Source organism: Oceanicoccus sp. KOV_DT_Chl (assembly GCF_900120175.1).
Classification (GTDB): domain Bacteria; phylum Pseudomonadota; class Gammaproteobacteria; order Pseudomonadales; family Dasaniaceae; genus Oceanicoccus.
Window position 1 is genome coordinate 789,072 of record NZ_FQLF01000002.1, and the last position, 16,195, is coordinate 805,266.

General features: G+C 46.0%; 11 protein-coding genes. 1 reads left to right on the plus strand and 10 read right to left on the minus strand.

Annotation, left to right across the window (positions count from 1 at the left end; translation table 11 throughout):
• Positions 1 to 112: 112 nt before the first annotated feature.
• Positions 113 to 646 (plus strand): PEP-CTERM sorting domain-containing protein, encoded by a 534-nt coding sequence (locus tag UNITIG_RS07355; RefSeq protein ID WP_101757798.1) that lies wholly within the window; start codon positions 113 to 115, stop codon positions 644 to 646.
• Positions 647 to 700: 54 nt separating this feature from the next.
• On the opposite strand, the gene UNITIG_RS07360 is transcribed toward UNITIG_RS07355, so the two are convergent.
• From UNITIG_RS07360 to UNITIG_RS07405, 10 genes are all read right to left on the minus strand, one after another.
• A complete protein-coding gene (locus UNITIG_RS07360; protein ID WP_101757799.1) occupies positions 701 to 1,876 on the minus strand; it encodes an NmrA family NAD(P)-binding protein in 1,176 nt (391 codons plus the stop codon).
• Positions 1,877 to 1,889: 13 nt separating this feature from the next.
• Complete coding sequence (locus UNITIG_RS07365) at positions 1,890 to 2,612, minus strand: hypothetical protein (RefSeq protein WP_101757800.1); 723 nt, start codon at positions 2,610 to 2,612, stop codon at positions 1,890 to 1,892.
• Positions 2,613 to 3,020: 408 nt separating this feature from the next.
• Positions 3,021 to 3,977, minus strand: coding sequence for an FHA domain-containing protein (locus UNITIG_RS07375; protein WP_101757802.1), 957 nt, complete (start codon positions 3,975 to 3,977; stop codon positions 3,021 to 3,023).
• A 94-nt stretch (positions 3,978 to 4,071) separates the two neighbouring features.
• The gene (locus UNITIG_RS07380) at positions 4,072 to 4,908 is read right to left on the minus strand and encodes a PP2C family serine/threonine-protein phosphatase (protein WP_101757803.1); all 837 of its coding nucleotides are present in this window, start codon (positions 4,906 to 4,908) and stop codon (positions 4,072 to 4,074) included.
• A gap of 8 nt (positions 4,909 to 4,916) precedes the next feature.
• The gene (locus tag UNITIG_RS07385; RefSeq protein ID WP_101757804.1) at positions 4,917 to 6,227 is read right to left on the minus strand and encodes a cytochrome c family protein; all 1,311 of its coding nucleotides are present in this window, start codon (positions 6,225 to 6,227) and stop codon (positions 4,917 to 4,919) included.
• Between the two features lie 172 nt (positions 6,228 to 6,399).
• Positions 6,400 to 8,418, minus strand: a complete 2,019-nt coding sequence (locus tag UNITIG_RS23450) for an LVIVD repeat-containing protein (RefSeq protein WP_200821219.1) — start codon at positions 8,416 to 8,418, stop codon at positions 6,400 to 6,402.
• On the minus strand, positions 8,388 to 10,178 hold the full coding sequence (locus tag UNITIG_RS23455) for a hypothetical protein (protein ID WP_200821220.1): 1,791 nt from the start codon (positions 10,176 to 10,178) through the stop codon (positions 8,388 to 8,390). Before UNITIG_RS23455 ends, UNITIG_RS23450 begins: the two co-directional genes overlap by 31 nt.
• A gap of 127 nt (positions 10,179 to 10,305) precedes the next feature.
• Entirely contained in the window at positions 10,306 to 12,159 is a 1,854-nt protein-coding gene (locus UNITIG_RS07395; protein ID WP_200821221.1) for a hypothetical protein, read from the minus strand.
• Positions 12,160 to 12,168: 9 nt separating this feature from the next.
• On the minus strand, positions 12,169 to 14,256 hold the full coding sequence (locus tag UNITIG_RS07400; protein WP_101757805.1) for a heme-binding protein: 2,088 nt from the start codon (positions 14,254 to 14,256) through the stop codon (positions 12,169 to 12,171).
• 180 nt (positions 14,257 to 14,436) lie between these two features.
• Positions 14,437 to 16,173, minus strand: coding sequence for a cytochrome c3 family protein (locus UNITIG_RS07405; protein ID WP_101757806.1), 1,737 nt, complete (start codon positions 16,171 to 16,173; stop codon positions 14,437 to 14,439).
• Positions 16,174 to 16,195 lie beyond the last annotated feature (22 nt).

Consider the following 16,195-nt stretch of genomic DNA (forward strand, 5'->3'; position numbering starts at 1 on the left):
GTATATATGGATACAAAACCGACTGTGGGAAATAAGGACAAAGAAACACATGTCTTTAGTTACTTTTCCTTTGCGAGGTTACGTAACTTGAAGATATTAAAGGAGAGCTATTATGTTTAAACAATTAATCAAGTCTGTCATTGCGGTTCCCGCACTGGTTCTGACTTGTGCTTCAGCCGTACAGGCTGGACAAATAATCGATGTGGAAGATGTCGACCAGGCTATTTCATGGTCAACGCTCGAGTATCAACACAACATCAACGACGAATTCCCTGTCTTTGTACCAGGAACTGCGATTAGCGGCAGCCTCAGCATCGACATCTCTGATGATGGTGATAGATGGGGTGAAGGCGCTGTTATCGTAGTTGAAAATCTGGATTTTGATACTGGTGGCACTTGGGGTGCAATTTGGGGTTCGGCCACACCTGGCTGGGTTAACGACCTTGAAATTGAGGCGATTGCTTCTCTGAATGTAGACGGCTTTTTGAATGTCAGCATTTCTGGCCTGGGTGATTTCTATGTGGGCAGTTCTACATTGACAGTAAATACTGCCGATGTTGCTTCAGTACCAGAGCCAGGCTCATTAGCGCTTTTAGCCTTAGGCTTAATTGCTGTTGGTGTGAGCCGTCGCTCTATTCAACACTGATCAATTATACTTCCCCCCAAAGCCGAGCCTAGCTCGGCTTTTTTATTTCAGTTTCTAACGCCCTCCCTTTGCCGGCTTAATCTCATCAATCCCCCAGGCCTGCAGTTTTTTATCAAATGTCCAGCGCGGATGTATTCTATCCAGATCAGCTAAATCCTCTTCTGAAGCAAAGTCATAACCATTGGCCCCATCGTTATACCACTGGGTATAACGCAAAGGATAGATTACCTCATTGTTGTATAAGGAAATCATGCGCATCACAAAAGGAGGGAAGCGTTTGAATTTAAACGTAGTGCCATGCTTATTAAGTTTTTCTGCCATCGCTGAACGCTGCTCTCCGGTTAATGCGCAGGAAGCCACAGAAAAATTCTGATTGGAAAAGACTTCAGGGAACTCAAAACAAGTCCCCACCCACTTGCCCACATCACGAACATCTACCCAGTTAACCATAAAATCCTTTTCCATAATGCAGGGCATATAATCTTCATGTATCAAATTGCGGGACATGGCGGTATCACCCCTAAAATCCTCAGTCGCGGTATGATCAACGCGGTGCATGCCGTAATAGTATGCAGGTCGATGAATACAGGTAATATTTAACCCCTGCTCTCTAAGGAAATCTGAAATTCGATGACGCTGCTGAATCCACCATGGTGCCTCTGGTGCCTCATCAACAATGCCGCGAACTTTGTCAGTAGGAAATACTAACGTCACTCCGTGTTTTACTCCATTAGCATGCATTGCGGCAGCAACAGCTTGAACCTGCTTCATCACTGCAGCACGACCACCAGCGGGGTCATTACCATGATTAGTAATTTTTCCAGCCTTGCTGGTATTCGCAGTAACATAGATCACCACGCCTTCACATCCTGCAAATGCTTCTGTAAGCACGTCTTCTGAATTCATATCGGTGTGCGGGCGCAGGGTGAGTAAACCAGGAGAGGATTGCTCCACCTTTGAAAGTAATTTTTGTAAGCGTTTTTCTGCCGTGGTACCCGGCGTACGGTACATCGCCCGTACGCGAAACAAACCGGTATTACACAATTCTTCAACGATGGCATAACACTCCCAACCGGTGGCACAGGTCACCCCAATCAACGGTAATTGATCAACCGGTTTAGGCTTTAACTCTGGTCGTTCAGCTTTAATCGCTAACACAGCATCAATTAATTTTTTATTATTCCGCTTGATGGCTTCTTGGCCCAAGCGAACAGCAGTATTTCGATCCATATTATTACTCTCTTTATGACTTTCTACTTGTTGCAGATAGATCTAACAAAACGGGCTTTAGTAATAAAACCGAACCCACAATAACGGTTGACACAGTGATCACCCACATCACACTCGCTGGCTCTCCAATCGCGGAGTTATAAAAAGCCCACGGTAAACAAAAAACGCCAAAGGCATTCACAATAGTTGTAAAACCGTGCATCGATTGGGCAAGCGTGGATTGTAAAATACCAAAAAAATACACCGTTAAAAATGTCGTCAGCAACGGCAAAAACACCACTGGGTCGCCAACAACGCTATAGAGGCTAGCGCAAGAAATAACACCCAGACTGCCCCGGGCAATTTCTTTTGGCCAATCAAATAAATACATTATTGAAAAAGCCAAAACCAGCGCCAACGACAAAAAAACCAGCCACTGATACTGACCAACACAGGCAATGACATTCAATGCCAACGATAAAACAATACAGCTACTAAAAAGCCAGTCACATAGCGTAGGGGTAAAGCCTGATAAATACCATCGATCAAAAGTATTATCAGCAATTTCAAATGCACTCCCTATCATCATCAAAACCGCACTAAAATATAGCAATTCAGGCGCGTACAATATTTGCTGGAGATGCTCCCAATAGTAGTAAACAGCCCAAATCAGAATTAATGGCGATAATAATGTGAAAGCATGCGCGCCCAAAACCCAAATAGCCGTAGCTAATGGCAAATCAATTTGTCTGGCCATTAGCTGCCATGGCTTTATTATTTTTATGGAAGTTTCCATAGCCCTTATTATTTCAGCCTATATTTATAGTATTTTTTAATAGCCACCGAATTCAAAAGCAAACAACTACCCACTGAAGACGGGGCTGTATTAAGTATTAAAAACAATCATATCAAAACTCTATGTAAAGTGATTTTAAGATTGCCAATGCCGAAATACCGTCTATTAGACTCTAGCGGTGATGGGCTTATAACCCAAGCACAAGCCAATCAACCAGCTGGCTCCTTATCATTCAACATTGCAGGTGGCCTCAAGCGCCTAACTAGTAAAGACAATTATTTGATAATTAGAAAAAGAAGGGGGGGGGGGGAATGGGGAGAGAAGCCAATAAGGAAAGAAGCCCCCTTATTGGCTTGGGCTTACAATTTACTAAGCTAGCGCAAAATATAAAATTGCTGCAGTGATAACAAAAGCACCTATAGCTAACACCCAGGTAGGCATGCCAGAAGATTTTTCTTTATCTGTATCAGTCACAACCTTTTTCATCGGCCCGGTATTCTCTTCACTGCTTAACTTAAACAGAAACTCTACCTGACCAAAGCGCACCTTATCACCAGAACTTAGATAACTGGTGAGTCCTTTATTGTCATTAACATAAGTACCATTGGCCGACATTAAATCGATCAACTTCCAACGTTTACCCTCATGAATCAACTGCGCATGGTTGGTTGAAACACTGCCATCATCAATTTGTATTTCACAGCTATCGGCCCGACCAATTTCCCATTTTGTCAATTTATCGCGCGTATTGAATTTAAAAACCTTACCTTTAAGGTCGCCACCCAGACAAACAAGCACAGGCACATCGACATCAATATCATCAACAACCTCATCGCCAGTATCAGCCGCTGTATTTTTTCTCATCATGTCCACAGACATGACTTGAGTACCTTCAGTTGATTGATTTGTATCCAAAGCCCAGCTTTTAGGTGGCGTAAATACCTGTGTTTTAGCCTCCAACACTTCTTCGTTGGACGTCACGTCACCCGAAATGGTGGCATCAGTATCATCAATACCGCCAATCACCGACACTTCATAAGCAAAACTATCAAACTTAATAATGTCGCCATTTTTAGCTAATACCGGCCCATCTACTTTAGTATCATTTACATAAGTACCATTAGTAGAACCCAAATCTTCAACCAATACCGCACCATCGCCAGCCGAAAGTCGGGCATGCTTACGAGAAAGTCGATCCTGATCAATCACCAGATCACTGGCAGAGCCTCGACCGACTATCACTTCACCGTTAACTTCAAAGGGTTCATCACCACCCAAAGACTTAAGCATGATGCCACTGGCTTGAGAAGTCTCACTTGATGTCATTGCTTCGCACCTATTTTTCAATCTTAAAATTTACCGGACAGATCAGGTGTAATACTACACCCCTTTGCCCTACGTTTTGATCGGTAATTTACCGCTACCGCACTAATACCAGCACCAGTGCAAAAACAACTGCTGCAACGATGCCACCAACTATAGGGAGCCACGTTTTTTTAGCCTGTTCAGTCGATAACGACTGCTGCAACCCCTGTAAGGGACTAGCGGCCTTACGACTTTGCGGGTCGATATCAACTACAATCACACTGATATTATCCCTACCACCCTTCTCCAACGCCTCATTAATCAAACGCTGGGTAACAGTTTCGCTATTATCAGGCGAACGTAATAATGTACAAATCTCTTCATCAGTGAGCTCATCATTTAAGCCATCACTGCATAACAAATAGCGATCACCAGAACGAGCATCGCCTTTGATTGAATCAGGATTAGGTTCTCCGACACCAATACTTTGGGTAATCACATTGCGTTTAGGATGTTTACGCGCTTCCTCTACGGTAATGCCATTATCTTTTAACCATTCCAAATACGAATGATCTCTGGTCAACAACTCTAACTGGTTATCACGTAAACGATAAGCACGACTATCACCTACCCAAGCAATATTATACTGATTGCCCGTAGTACTCATAGCGACAACCGTTGCCCCCATGCCTTTGGCTTTTGCATTTAGCCCAGCTTCAATAGTCACTGCCTGGTGTGCGGATTCAATTGCTGATGCCAGTGATTCACCCTCGTTATAGGAAGAGCGCAAACGCTTAACTACAATTTCACTGGCCACTTCACCACAGGCATGACCACCCATACCATCAGCAACAATCCACAAATGAGAATCAGCGCTACCAAAGATATTATCCTCGTTATGATCCCTCACCCGGCCAGGATGAGTTTTTGCATCAAACTGTATAAACGTCATAAATGATCTCAGTTAAACGCGCCTTTTACAGTCGCTGCTACCGATTTAAATTGCTGCGGCTTGAAGCGATCTTCGTCTTCAAGCGTACCGTAAAGAGAATCCAGCTGCTTTTCCAACTGGCCATCTTGCTTCAGTGCAATAGTGATACTTTCAATCGCTAAAAAGGCTTGCTCCGCTGTTGAGAAATCACGGTATTCACCAGCAGCTGCCTGCTTTAACAATCGCGCTCTGACCGACCTGGTTTGCTGAGCAGTATACTTAGTAGCGGTTAGCGGCTTTTCCAAAGCAGTAACTATTCCCGACAGGTCTGCCACTGCCTTTTTCAGTGCAGATTTATTCGTAACTGACGCGGCGTGCATGGCGACAATTGCTGCTTTTAGCTTCCCGCTTTGCTTTGGTAATACTTCATTTGTCAGCTCTAATAACATCAAAAAATTTGCATCGTTCAAGCGAATAACACCTGGTGGTATTCCCGCTTTAGCCGAGGTCGCTTGCCAGCGTATATCCGACATTGGGTGATGGCAGGCATGACAATCATAAAAGTACAGCTCGGGAACCAAATGATCATCACTGATTAAATATTTACCCATTAGATCCAAGCTGGATTTAGTTGTTTCAAGCTGACCGACAATCCACATACTGAAACCACTAAATTCACCCTTACGCTTCAGGTAATCTGCATCGATGAGGTAGTGCGAAGGCTGGTTGGCGGTAAAGGTTTCCAGTTCAAAGGTCAGGCGAGGATGTCCAGCGCCCATAATCTTGTGATTAGCTAATTTATCTTTGGTTCCATAGTGACAAGATAAGCACAACTTAGCTCGGGCAACCCCGTCTTCGGTAGCAAACATATTCTTATCCAGATTTTGTTGATGGGTCACCCCTTCTTCGGTGTGACTCTCTATCCACTGTTCACCGCCGCCATGGCAGGCTTCACAGCCGACCCCATCATTGATCTGAAATTTTGGACCTCGTTTATCTTTAGCGACATTATCCGCATGACAATCCAGGCAGATTTTAGCGGTATGAGCACTTTTCAACCCCAGATTTTTAGCAATACGCTTGGATTCATCCGATAACAAGGTCTGATAAGCACGCGCATGCCGGTCCTCAGTTGACCAGGTCCGGTACTCATTGAGCATAACATTTTCGTCTTTAACCGGTTTACTCTTGCCATGACAGACGCTACTGGCACAACTGGCTACACCCAAGTGTTTATCCGCATCATATTGAGGCAAAGCGGAGACCAGCGGGGAAACCAATAACGAGATCACCGCTGTGATAAATAATGGGCGTTTGATGGAGCTGCTAGCATTGAACACGGCGAATACCTATTATTTTAATCGTGTAAATTTTATTCATTGTTATGATCATTTACGCACCGTCTTCACAAGCCCATAAACAAAAACTGGCCTTTCAGTAAAGATTGAAAGACCAGAGCAAGTATAGGCAATAAATCAGCACCGCACAGTGAACAGGTTAAATAATTTGGCGCTATTTAGGCTGATTCTCCACTGTCCAGGGCTTACCGTCTTTACCCAAATAAAGCCGCTGCATTTCTTCTTTATTCAATGGTCTTGATCCGCGGCGGCCAAATACGGATATTTGCCCACCTGTCTCATCAACGCCACGGTCACGCTCTAATGGCCGCGATAAACTCAGCGCCGCCTTGCCGGTTTTGTATTGCGCGATTAATTGCGGTTTAGGCTCAGGACTAAAACCATAGAATTTAGGCTGACTCTCAGGAGAGGTCAGCTGTAATACCTTCAACCCCCCCTTACCATCTGCCACATACCCCATCAGCGAGGCGTTAGTTGTCGCTACTATCACATCACGGCTGTCCTCCAGAGCACCTCCGGCGTTAAACCGCTGGTACTCCTGCATCGCTGCAGGCTGGGTAATATCTACAATCACCACACCTTCGTCGCCGGCGGCAACATAAGCGTAAGTCCGTGCCAAATGCATTTTGTAAGCATTGTTGATCGCTATCGTATTATTGGGCAGCAGCTTCGGCGCGTTGACATTCGTGACATCAATGACTTTTAAACCGTCTGCATCAGTCACAAACAAATAACGGAACTGTAAAGCCGTTGCCCGGGCATCCTCCATGGCCACCACAAACACCGTTTTCGGCTCCAGCGGATTATCCATATCAATAATCGCTACCCCGGCATCGGTAGTGATATAGAGATAATGACCACCAATAGTCACGTGGCGCGCACCGCGTAAGACATTGCCTTCATTCCAGGTCAGGGCCCGCTCGATGAAGTTATTGCGCGGCTCACCATCCATGAATGTGTCAATATCAACCAGAATCAAACCTTCTTCTGCATCTATAATTACCGCGTAATTGTAGATCGGGTGGAAAGGTTGTTCCTGATTATCAATCCGCATTAAATCACCTTCATTTTGTGAAGGGCGAATCGGCTGATTAGACGGTAATGCAACACAGGTCGCATTCTTGGAGTCAATATGAGCATCGTGTCCCAGCGCACTGAAAGGTGCGGTGATAATCCGCTGCGAAATACCTTTATTGGCAATGCTGGCGACATCGTATACCTGCATCCCGTCTTCACCTTCCGCTACATAGAGATATTCACCACGCAGCTGCAAACAATTAGCCACACCTGCTGAGTGCTGATGCGCATTTTGCAGCGCCATTAAATTATCCAAATGCTGCTGATACCAATCAGGATAGGCATACTTGTGTAAATAACTGCCTATGACCGCTTGCGGCTCATCCCACTCAGTAACCTGTACTGCCGAGATCTCACCATCACCACCTAGCCAGGCGTTATAGCCAACGAAATTAATATAATTAGTACCGTGCATTAATAACTGCGCCATGATGGCATTGTTATCATCCGATTTTGATACGTGGCAATCTTCACAGGTTTTGGTTTCGGTTTTACGCACCGTATGCGGGAAATGCGGATTCATTGCCTGCGAGCTGAAACCACTGGATGCGATTGGCGGCTGTTGGATATAAATTTTCTCGCGATTGGAGTTAGTCGAAGACAATACCAACGCCGAGGTTGAACGTGTCGGTGCAATCTTGCCACCTTTAGCGGGGCCACGACGACCCAACATAAAGATTTGATCACGCGCCACCTGCGGATTATAGGTCGCAAAATTTCGACTTTCGCCGCCTTCATAGTGATGCCGCTCAGTTTTCCAGTTAGCTTCTATCGGCAAGTGACAACCGCCACAACTGGTAGTCCATGAAGTGTGGCAGGTATAACACTCCATATCATCATTGGAGTGCGCCAACTGATCGGCCGGTACATCCTTACCCCAATTTTGCTTGTCAGTATCCTTGCTCATTAATTTAGCTCGAGCGGCTTTCTCGTTGTACTCTTTATGGCCTGGAGTCACACTGTCTTTTACCAAACTCAGCTGCCATTCTTTTTCAGGGTCTAACGAAGCACGCTGGAATAATTTGTCACCAATCCACTCAAAGCGACGACGACCATCAGGGGTTCTCAGCAGCGATAAATCTGCACCACCTTCCAATGCCGCGGGCCTGAAGTAAACAAATTAGGATAGTCCTGGGAGGTACCATGACAATCTTTACAATCTATCTCTACCGCTAAAGCCACCTCACCATAGATGTGGCCGTTACCGTGGTTATCCTGACCAAAGTGACAATCGACACAATGCATGCCCACATCGACGTGAATCGATGACATATGGACGGCTTTTTTAAATTTATCAGGATCTTCATCAGCGACTTTCTCACCTTCAGCGTCTAACAAGTTACCTTTGCGGTCACGCTTGAAAATTGCGCGGAAGTTCCAGCCATGGCCGTGGTAATCGGCGAACTGGGTATCTTCCATTTCATCATTTTTATCCCAGACCGATTTAAGGAAATCTACACTAGCCCACTTACCTCGTGGCGCTGCACCTTCCGGGTTGCGATCCAATACATCTAACGTTTCTTCGTGCGATGGGTATTGCTGTTTCTCCGGCCACATCCGCGGCGCATCGGATTCATAATCCCACATGGTGTAACCCAGGAAGGTATTCATAAACATATTGGGCTGATGCATATGGCAAATCATGCACTGGCTGGTAGGAATTGCACGAGTAAACGTATGCTGTAAGGGGTGCCCTTTTTCGTCCTTGCTAATAGTTGGGTCAACCGTAATTGATTTACCGTCATGGCCATACTGGGCATAAGGACCCGAGTGACGCGGATCACGATCATTAGCATAAACCACGTGACAGGAAGCGCAGCCGGAGTTGCGATAATCACCAGGCTGGTCATTGGTGCCAATAAACCAGGTAAAAGGATCATTCAGCCGCGTTTTGGTGATGTTAATAATCGGCACCGAAATTCTACCGCCTGTTCCTTCACCACGATTTGACTGTTTGATATCAGGCCGACCAGGTTCTTCCAATCGCTGAATTTGCCCGAGATTACTAGGTAATCCGGTCTCAGGAAACAAGTTAGTAATGTTGCGACCGCCGCGCTCAAAAACACGGAAAATATCACCTGGCTTAGTCGTCTCCCAAGCGGGTAGAGGGTACAACGCTTCGATAATACCTTTATCCGCAGCTGCTTGTTTTAATTCATCGGGGATCACCGGCCCTTTAATCAACTGGCCTTCACCGTCACGATTATAAGACTCACCCAGAAAATAATTTTTGTTCGGTAAAATGCCATTGTTATAAGACGCACCACCCCACAACATAGCGCCAGTAGTATGCAAACTACGGATAGACGCTTCTATCGTTGACTGGTGACATGCACCACAGGCTTCAGACACAATGCGGTTATCAGATGGATTAATAAAACGAATAAATTCAGGACTTTCATGATTAAGCAAAGCATAAGTCCGCTCAGGATTACGACTGCTCGGCGTTGGCCACTTATCGGGAATTCTTGGCAATACGTGCGCGTCGCTCATTGCCGCTAGATACGCTTCCTCACCTTGCTCAGCACCTTCAGGCCGGAATACCGAAGTATTACCACCATGACAATCAGTACAACCCAGCTTAATGCCTGGATTAACATGCATGGTTTTACTATCAGTACTGGTATGGCAACTGACACAGCTATCGCTCTTACTATCCATTTCCGCCTGCGACTGCGAAGCCGGCGCATTAGGCGCCTTCACATAGTCACGCTCTACCGCGTGATACATTGAAGAAGCCTGAAGAGTAGTACTCAACAATACGGCCACCAACACCGCCAATACTGGCGCAAGTGAACGCAGCGTGTATTTAACCGTGTGAGCCAGACGTGCTTTAAGTTTTATTGACGCAGTCATTGTCTTAATGTCCAAATATTAAATTTCAGCTTGATTTGAAAAGTGCAGTTCAAACAGCCAACAGTCCCAATAGATCTAACACTTTAATGATGTTTTAAAAATCCAATAACTTAGCAGTGCCAACCTATTAATAGGCCAACACTAAGTTAAACAGAAAATAATCAGCATCAGTATCTTCGAATAAGTCGTCGTAACCATCACCCGGTAACAGCGTGGCGTAGGAGGCGCGCACCACAATATTTTGCGTCATCCAAGGTCGATAAATAAGCGACAAAGATAAATCCTGACCGATTTCCTTATCAATACTGCCTTGATTACGCGCCACTTCCAGCACCGCGGTATCATCAAAATATAATTGATTAAAATTACCGCTTAAACGTAATTCAGGTGTTAAATCCATATCAAAACCAACACCGGCAAGAATAATCCCCGGGTTAGTGAAGTTTGATTGCCCTAATTCTTTGGATGACCGCATCGAGTTCAACACACCGTTACGTGAAGATAGCGCTACCCGACCGCCACCGACTAGTGGCACATTTTGACGAATCCAGAAACTGGTATCACTACCGGCAAACTGCGGGTTTTCAAAAATAGCATCAAAGCCAGTCGCTTTATCATCGTATGGATCTTCATCACCACTACCGTAAAGAAAGGAAACACGCGGACGGAACCAATCAAAGTCCATCGATAGTTCAGCAGCAAAAAACGCCGCAGAAATATCAACTTTCTCATCCACAAATACACCGGGATCGGTTTCGCCAAACGCATAATAAGCCGATGTAGTCAGATTCAATCGTCCGATGTGACCATCGCCGTTATAGCCGAGATAAGTCACATCATAGCCACGAGGTACTTCACGCCCCAGCGAGGCAGGTCTGGCAATAAAACCATTATTATCGAAAAAGAACTCACCCTCCTCCTCATTTTTATTGTGGATAAGAGTCACTTGTGACATAAAACCTTTCACAAATAAATCTTGCCAATATAAATTGGCTGCAAACACATAATCATCGCGGAAGGGTTTGCCTTGATCATTCAGACCGCTGTTGGTGTCTTTTTCCATCCGTTGAAATAAAGCCAAATTATATTGAAAAATATTATTGTCACGGTTACCAAACAGACGGATACCAAATTGGTTGTCCTGGAATAAAAACCCACGGAAATCCGAACTAAAGGGTTGAATACCAACACGGATACTATCGAAATCATAACGGTCAGATACATTGCGCAAATGCACATCAACAAACGCCGCTTGAATACCAATATGGCTGTCATGCCGAGTATCATCACGGGCAGGATCAACATTAATACCCTGTACTTCTTCCAGCTCGACGTAGTTGTAATTGATCACTGGGATTAAGCGAAATTCATAATCCGGTGGACGAAATACGGTATCACCTTTATACCAAACAAATTCCATCAATAAGTTTTGATTGAGTATCAACTGATCTTCATCGCCGTATATATCAATACGACCAGGCGCTATAGTAGAGCTCGCGCCTACAGGGGTAGGTAACTCGCGTTTTTCATAGATGGAATCAGAAATAACGTTGAGACTAAAAAACCAATCCTCACCGTACACAGGCTTATCACCTTTCAAAGTATTGCGATGATAAGGGTCGTACCAATTATCTTCATAGCCCAGTGCATCAACAATACGCCAACGGTCAGGGATAGGCACTGAGGCAACATAGTCCTCAATAGTAGGACGAGGGATAGGCGACACCGGATTAGGTTTACCTTGCCTTGAAGGTGCCACCTCTTTATTTCGACGCTGCTGACCATCTGCGGTTTTGCTTTCAGCGGCAACGGCTTCCGGCTCACAAATAACCACTTCCTTTCCCGGACGGCGGCGCTTGGCACTGCGGCTATCGGCTTCGGCAGCATCTACACAATCAGCCTGTGCATAAACGGGTAAACTCAACCCTTGCACGCACATACCCAATACCACCGATGTAATTATTGATAATTTTTTCATCATGGCTTCGCTCTATTTCCCTTCACACACATTGTCTTCATCGCTGTCTAAAAACGGTGCCTGTGGACACTGAATAAATCGTAAACGAACGCCTTGGGGAGTTAAGTTGTCGGCGCGAATGGATGGCGGCGCATTGTTTATTGCCCCAGCCAAACGCTCTCCAGCATTATGCACACCTAGAAAACTGATCATGTCATCCTGATCGATACCATCACCAGATACCCCGATAGCACCAATCAAGGTATTGCCGCGATAAATAGGTACACTGCCTGGAAAAATCTGGCTACCGTTAGCCATATTGTTAGTAGTGCCACTGGCGGTAAATGTCAGCGTTTCCGGGTCAAATGCAATCCCTGTGCAGTTATCAGTCACATCAGTAATTAAACCTGCGGATGCTACATTTAAAACATGCTGGATAATGCCGTTCATCACCGTATCAAGTTGCAAACCGGTAGAAAACACACTCCAGGATCCCTCCGGCTTACTGAACGGACCGTGGGGCCGACCCATCAAACCATCGGGATAATTTGGCCGCGACAAATTCCCGCCGGCACGATCAGAAAAAGCAAAGGCGCCATCCGTCAAGGCATTAGGATCAGGAATAAAAGCCTGTAACGCCGTCACATAATCGCCCAAGGCAATAGCAGCCCGAGTAGTTAATGGTGTTGGTATAGAAGCATCTGGCGAACCATTCAGGAAATTGGTTAAGGCACCATCAACATCAGAGATATCAAAATAGATACTGTCAGGTTGCGCATTCAAAAAGCTGGCAGCACCAGCAGAGCTAAAGAACGCAGCCGTTCGCGCTTTTTGTACCGAAACATCAGCACCAAAAACCGGCGCATCCCGTGTGCGTACCATGCCAAGAATTTCACCCGCGGTATCAACTACGGTCATGGTCACACGAGCTTGTGTACCTACCGGACGTCGAATTTGCGCTCTGGAGCGGTTGGCAACTTTTAAAGCCTCTTCTAACACCGCCTGTACTTCGACAGCTGTTAACAAACCATCCGTACCAGCAATTGCGGGATAACGATTATTGTTCGCCGCGTCGACAAAAATAAACGCATCTAAATCTGCCGCAAAACCCGTGTTATCCGCACGAATACCAGAAGCCGCCTGACCAAAAGCCACGCCAGCACGAACAGTGCCATCGCTGTAGCCGGTGACCGCCAGCAAACCACCGGTTGTTGCTGGAATAGTGCTAAGCGCCGCTGCAGAAGCAGGGGCCGACATTAAATCATCAAAACCGACATCACTAAAACGGAAGGTTTTACCATCCACGGTAATCCGGTCTCCGCGTCGATCAACTGGCGCAGAATAATTAAAGGTACCCGCAAAGGCGATCATTTCATCTATATCGCGATCACTATCAGAAATGATTTTATCGATAGAATACAAACCATCAGCCATAACGCCAATACCACCCACTGGGGTACCGTTTTTATACAAAGGTAAACCGCCTGGATCTGCTGACAAACCTAATGGAGAACGCTTTGGGCCATGTGTAATATTGACATCATCGACGGTAAAATCTGAACAGGACAACTGACTAAATTGCACCCCGAATAATGGTCCTGCAGGCTGATTCACTTCCCCGGGGTTAAAATTTTCCTGCACTATTTGGTTGGCACTGCGACTGGAGAACGCATTGCCCTCAGAAGATAAGTAAGCTCCGGTAATGGCTTTGGCAATTGCCGCTTGATCATCGATATTCAGCGGTACGCCAGCGGTAGGTAACGCAATACCTTCAAGACCACTGTCAACAATGGCATCGCCATTAGCATCGACAGCAGTGGCCAATAATACAGTTCTATCGGCAGCATCCCCCATGCGGTAGACGGCCAAAATATTACCCACCCGATCCGATACCGCAATCGTCGCATCAACGCCCTGTGCCTGCGCTTCGGCAATAGCCTGCGCTAAAATGGTTTCAACATCAGTAGTGGAAAGACTGGTCGCCGTGTCAGCACAAGAGCCATCACAGCCCGCAGCCGCATCCGCAGTACCTGTTTGATCCCCAACTGAACTACCACCACCGGAGCAAGCGGCAAGCACTGCAACAAGAGGCAATAGCAAAAAGAATTTGTGCAAGCTCATTATTTAGATTCCTGTTCTAAATTCGCCAGTGCGTTACTGACGACTGTTACTTGTATCTGTCTGATCCTGTCAAACTGTTGAGGGCAGCGCAAATAGTGAATAATCAGCCTACTACAGTCAAGGCTTCACTAAAAACGCCACTACCACACCTCTGATAGCTCCCTCAGCCCAATGATTGATCTATAACAACTTGGCTGCCGGGTGAAAGGCATGACAAGACACACAGTCTACTATTACTTTTTCATGCATCGATGCATCCCCATGGCAACTCTGGCAATTATCGATAGCGGGTATCAGTACATCACCGCTAGTCGTTGATTGCATTGCCTGGTGACAACTGGAACACGTTTGATTTTCTGATTTACCACGCTGGGTTAAATGGCTAGCGTGATCAAACAACGCGCGCTGATACCAGTCATGATTAATTTTAACCGGCAACACAGTCCAACGCGCATAGAGATCTGTCGATTGATTATCCGACACTTCATGACAGGTCACACAACCACGCTGGGTAAATTGTATGCCCGCTTCTGACGTCGCGCGTTTGATACCGCAATCAAACGGTTTACCATCACAGCGCTCTGCGCCACCAGACTGCCCTGGCCGACGGCGCTTACGATCACCTCCTGCAGGCTTATAATCAGGGTCGGCATACACTCGCACAAAATGTTCTTCGATAGTTTGCACCACCGTTGCGGGATTGCCGTGAGGTAATTGCCTGTCAGGATCAGCCACATCAAAGCTCAAATCGTGACAGGAGGAACAGTGCTGCTCCATAGTAATGGTTTCAAAATGTTCGTTATCTGATTTTAACGTATGGCAATCACTACAAACCATTCCGGCACCGGCACCGGCGGTTTGGACTTTATCGACATCCAAATGCACATCATGCGGAAATTTTAAGTTAGACATGTCTTTTTGCGCAGAGCTGTGGCTTTCTAAACGGTTGTACCACTTGACGCCAATCCCCGTTCCCTTCTCCACCACCTTCGGCAACAAGAAATTCAATTTAAAATCCGGGTGAGTGCCGACATCAAAACCACTAACAGCAGCAGTACCGGTAGTCTCTGCGGTCAACTGTAACGGCTCTACATGGCAATCAACACAGAGCGAATCTGCAGTCACCACCATCGCCGCCGGTTCATTATGCTCTTTGTGGCAGCTTTGGCATTCCGTCACGCCCAGATCAATATGCAGCGCACCTAAGTCACCGCCATGCTGTACTTTTTCATAGGCGAAATGATCTGCTTCATCCTGGTGACAATCAACACACGCTTCATCCTGTACTGTTTGGAAGGGGACTTTATGGCACGCCGAACAGTTATCACCAACCTCTAGCTGATGAGCTGGCAATAACGGCCCACTGGACCACAGAATATCGCCAGCACTTTTTTTATCGTATTGCTGCTGCCCACTCACTTCATCAACCGGATTATCACGCAAATAATACGCTGACACCGGCCACACCAGCACCGCTAAAACGATCAACAAGCTCAATAGATAAGAAGGCGCACGCTTACCCAGAGAAGTTTGCGCCAAACTGGTGACATATGCAGATTCCAATGCATGATTTTGCAGATCACTATCTACCTGCACTTCACAGGCCGCATCAAACCCGGCAGGTGCCGGTAGGATTTTAATTTTATGCGATTCCAGCTCGATAATATCGCCAGCTTTTAATGCGGCACTTGCGGTCTTTTCGCCATTAACGGTAACGGTATTTTTTCCTACACCCGCAACACTTAATTGACCTGCAGACATTTTCAGTTCGGCTTGCGCGCGCTGAATACTGCCACCACGAAGCTGGATCAACTGATCTGGCGCGCTACCAATGCTAATCGCATCCGCATTCAACTCGGTATCCTGATAGACCACCAAGCCTTTATCGCCACCTACTTCGCGTAATAAAAAATCCATACTTTTATTCTTTAGTTTTAGC

Coding starts and splice junctions, on each gene's coding strand:
- UNITIG_RS07360 (WP_101757799.1), bottom strand. CDS start 1,876: ATGGATCGAAATACTGCTGTTCGCTTGGGCCAAGAAGCCATCAAGCGG.
- UNITIG_RS07375 (WP_101757802.1), bottom strand. CDS start 3,977: ATGACATCAAGTGAGACTTCTCAAGCCAGTGGCATCATGCTTAAGTCT.
- UNITIG_RS07355 (WP_101757798.1), top strand. CDS start 113: ATGTTTAAACAATTAATCAAGTCTGTCATTGCGGTTCCCGCACTGGTT.
- UNITIG_RS07365 (WP_101757800.1), bottom strand. CDS start 2,612: ATGGCCAGACAAATTGATTTGCCATTAGCTACGGCTATTTGGGTTTTG.
- UNITIG_RS07395 (WP_200821221.1), bottom strand. CDS start 12,159: ATGATGAAAAAATTATCAATAATTACATCGGTGGTATTGGGTATGTGC.
- UNITIG_RS07400 (WP_101757805.1), bottom strand. CDS start 14,256: ATGAGCTTGCACAAATTCTTTTTGCTATTGCCTCTTGTTGCAGTGCTT.
- UNITIG_RS23455 (WP_200821220.1), bottom strand. CDS start 10,178: ATGACTGCGTCAATAAAACTTAAAGCACGTCTGGCTCACACGGTTAAA.
- UNITIG_RS07405 (WP_101757806.1), bottom strand. CDS start 16,173: ATGGATTTTTTATTACGCGAAGTAGGTGGCGATAAAGGCTTGGTGGTC.
- UNITIG_RS07380 (WP_101757803.1), bottom strand. CDS start 4,908: ATGACGTTTATACAGTTTGATGCAAAAACTCATCCTGGCCGGGTGAGG.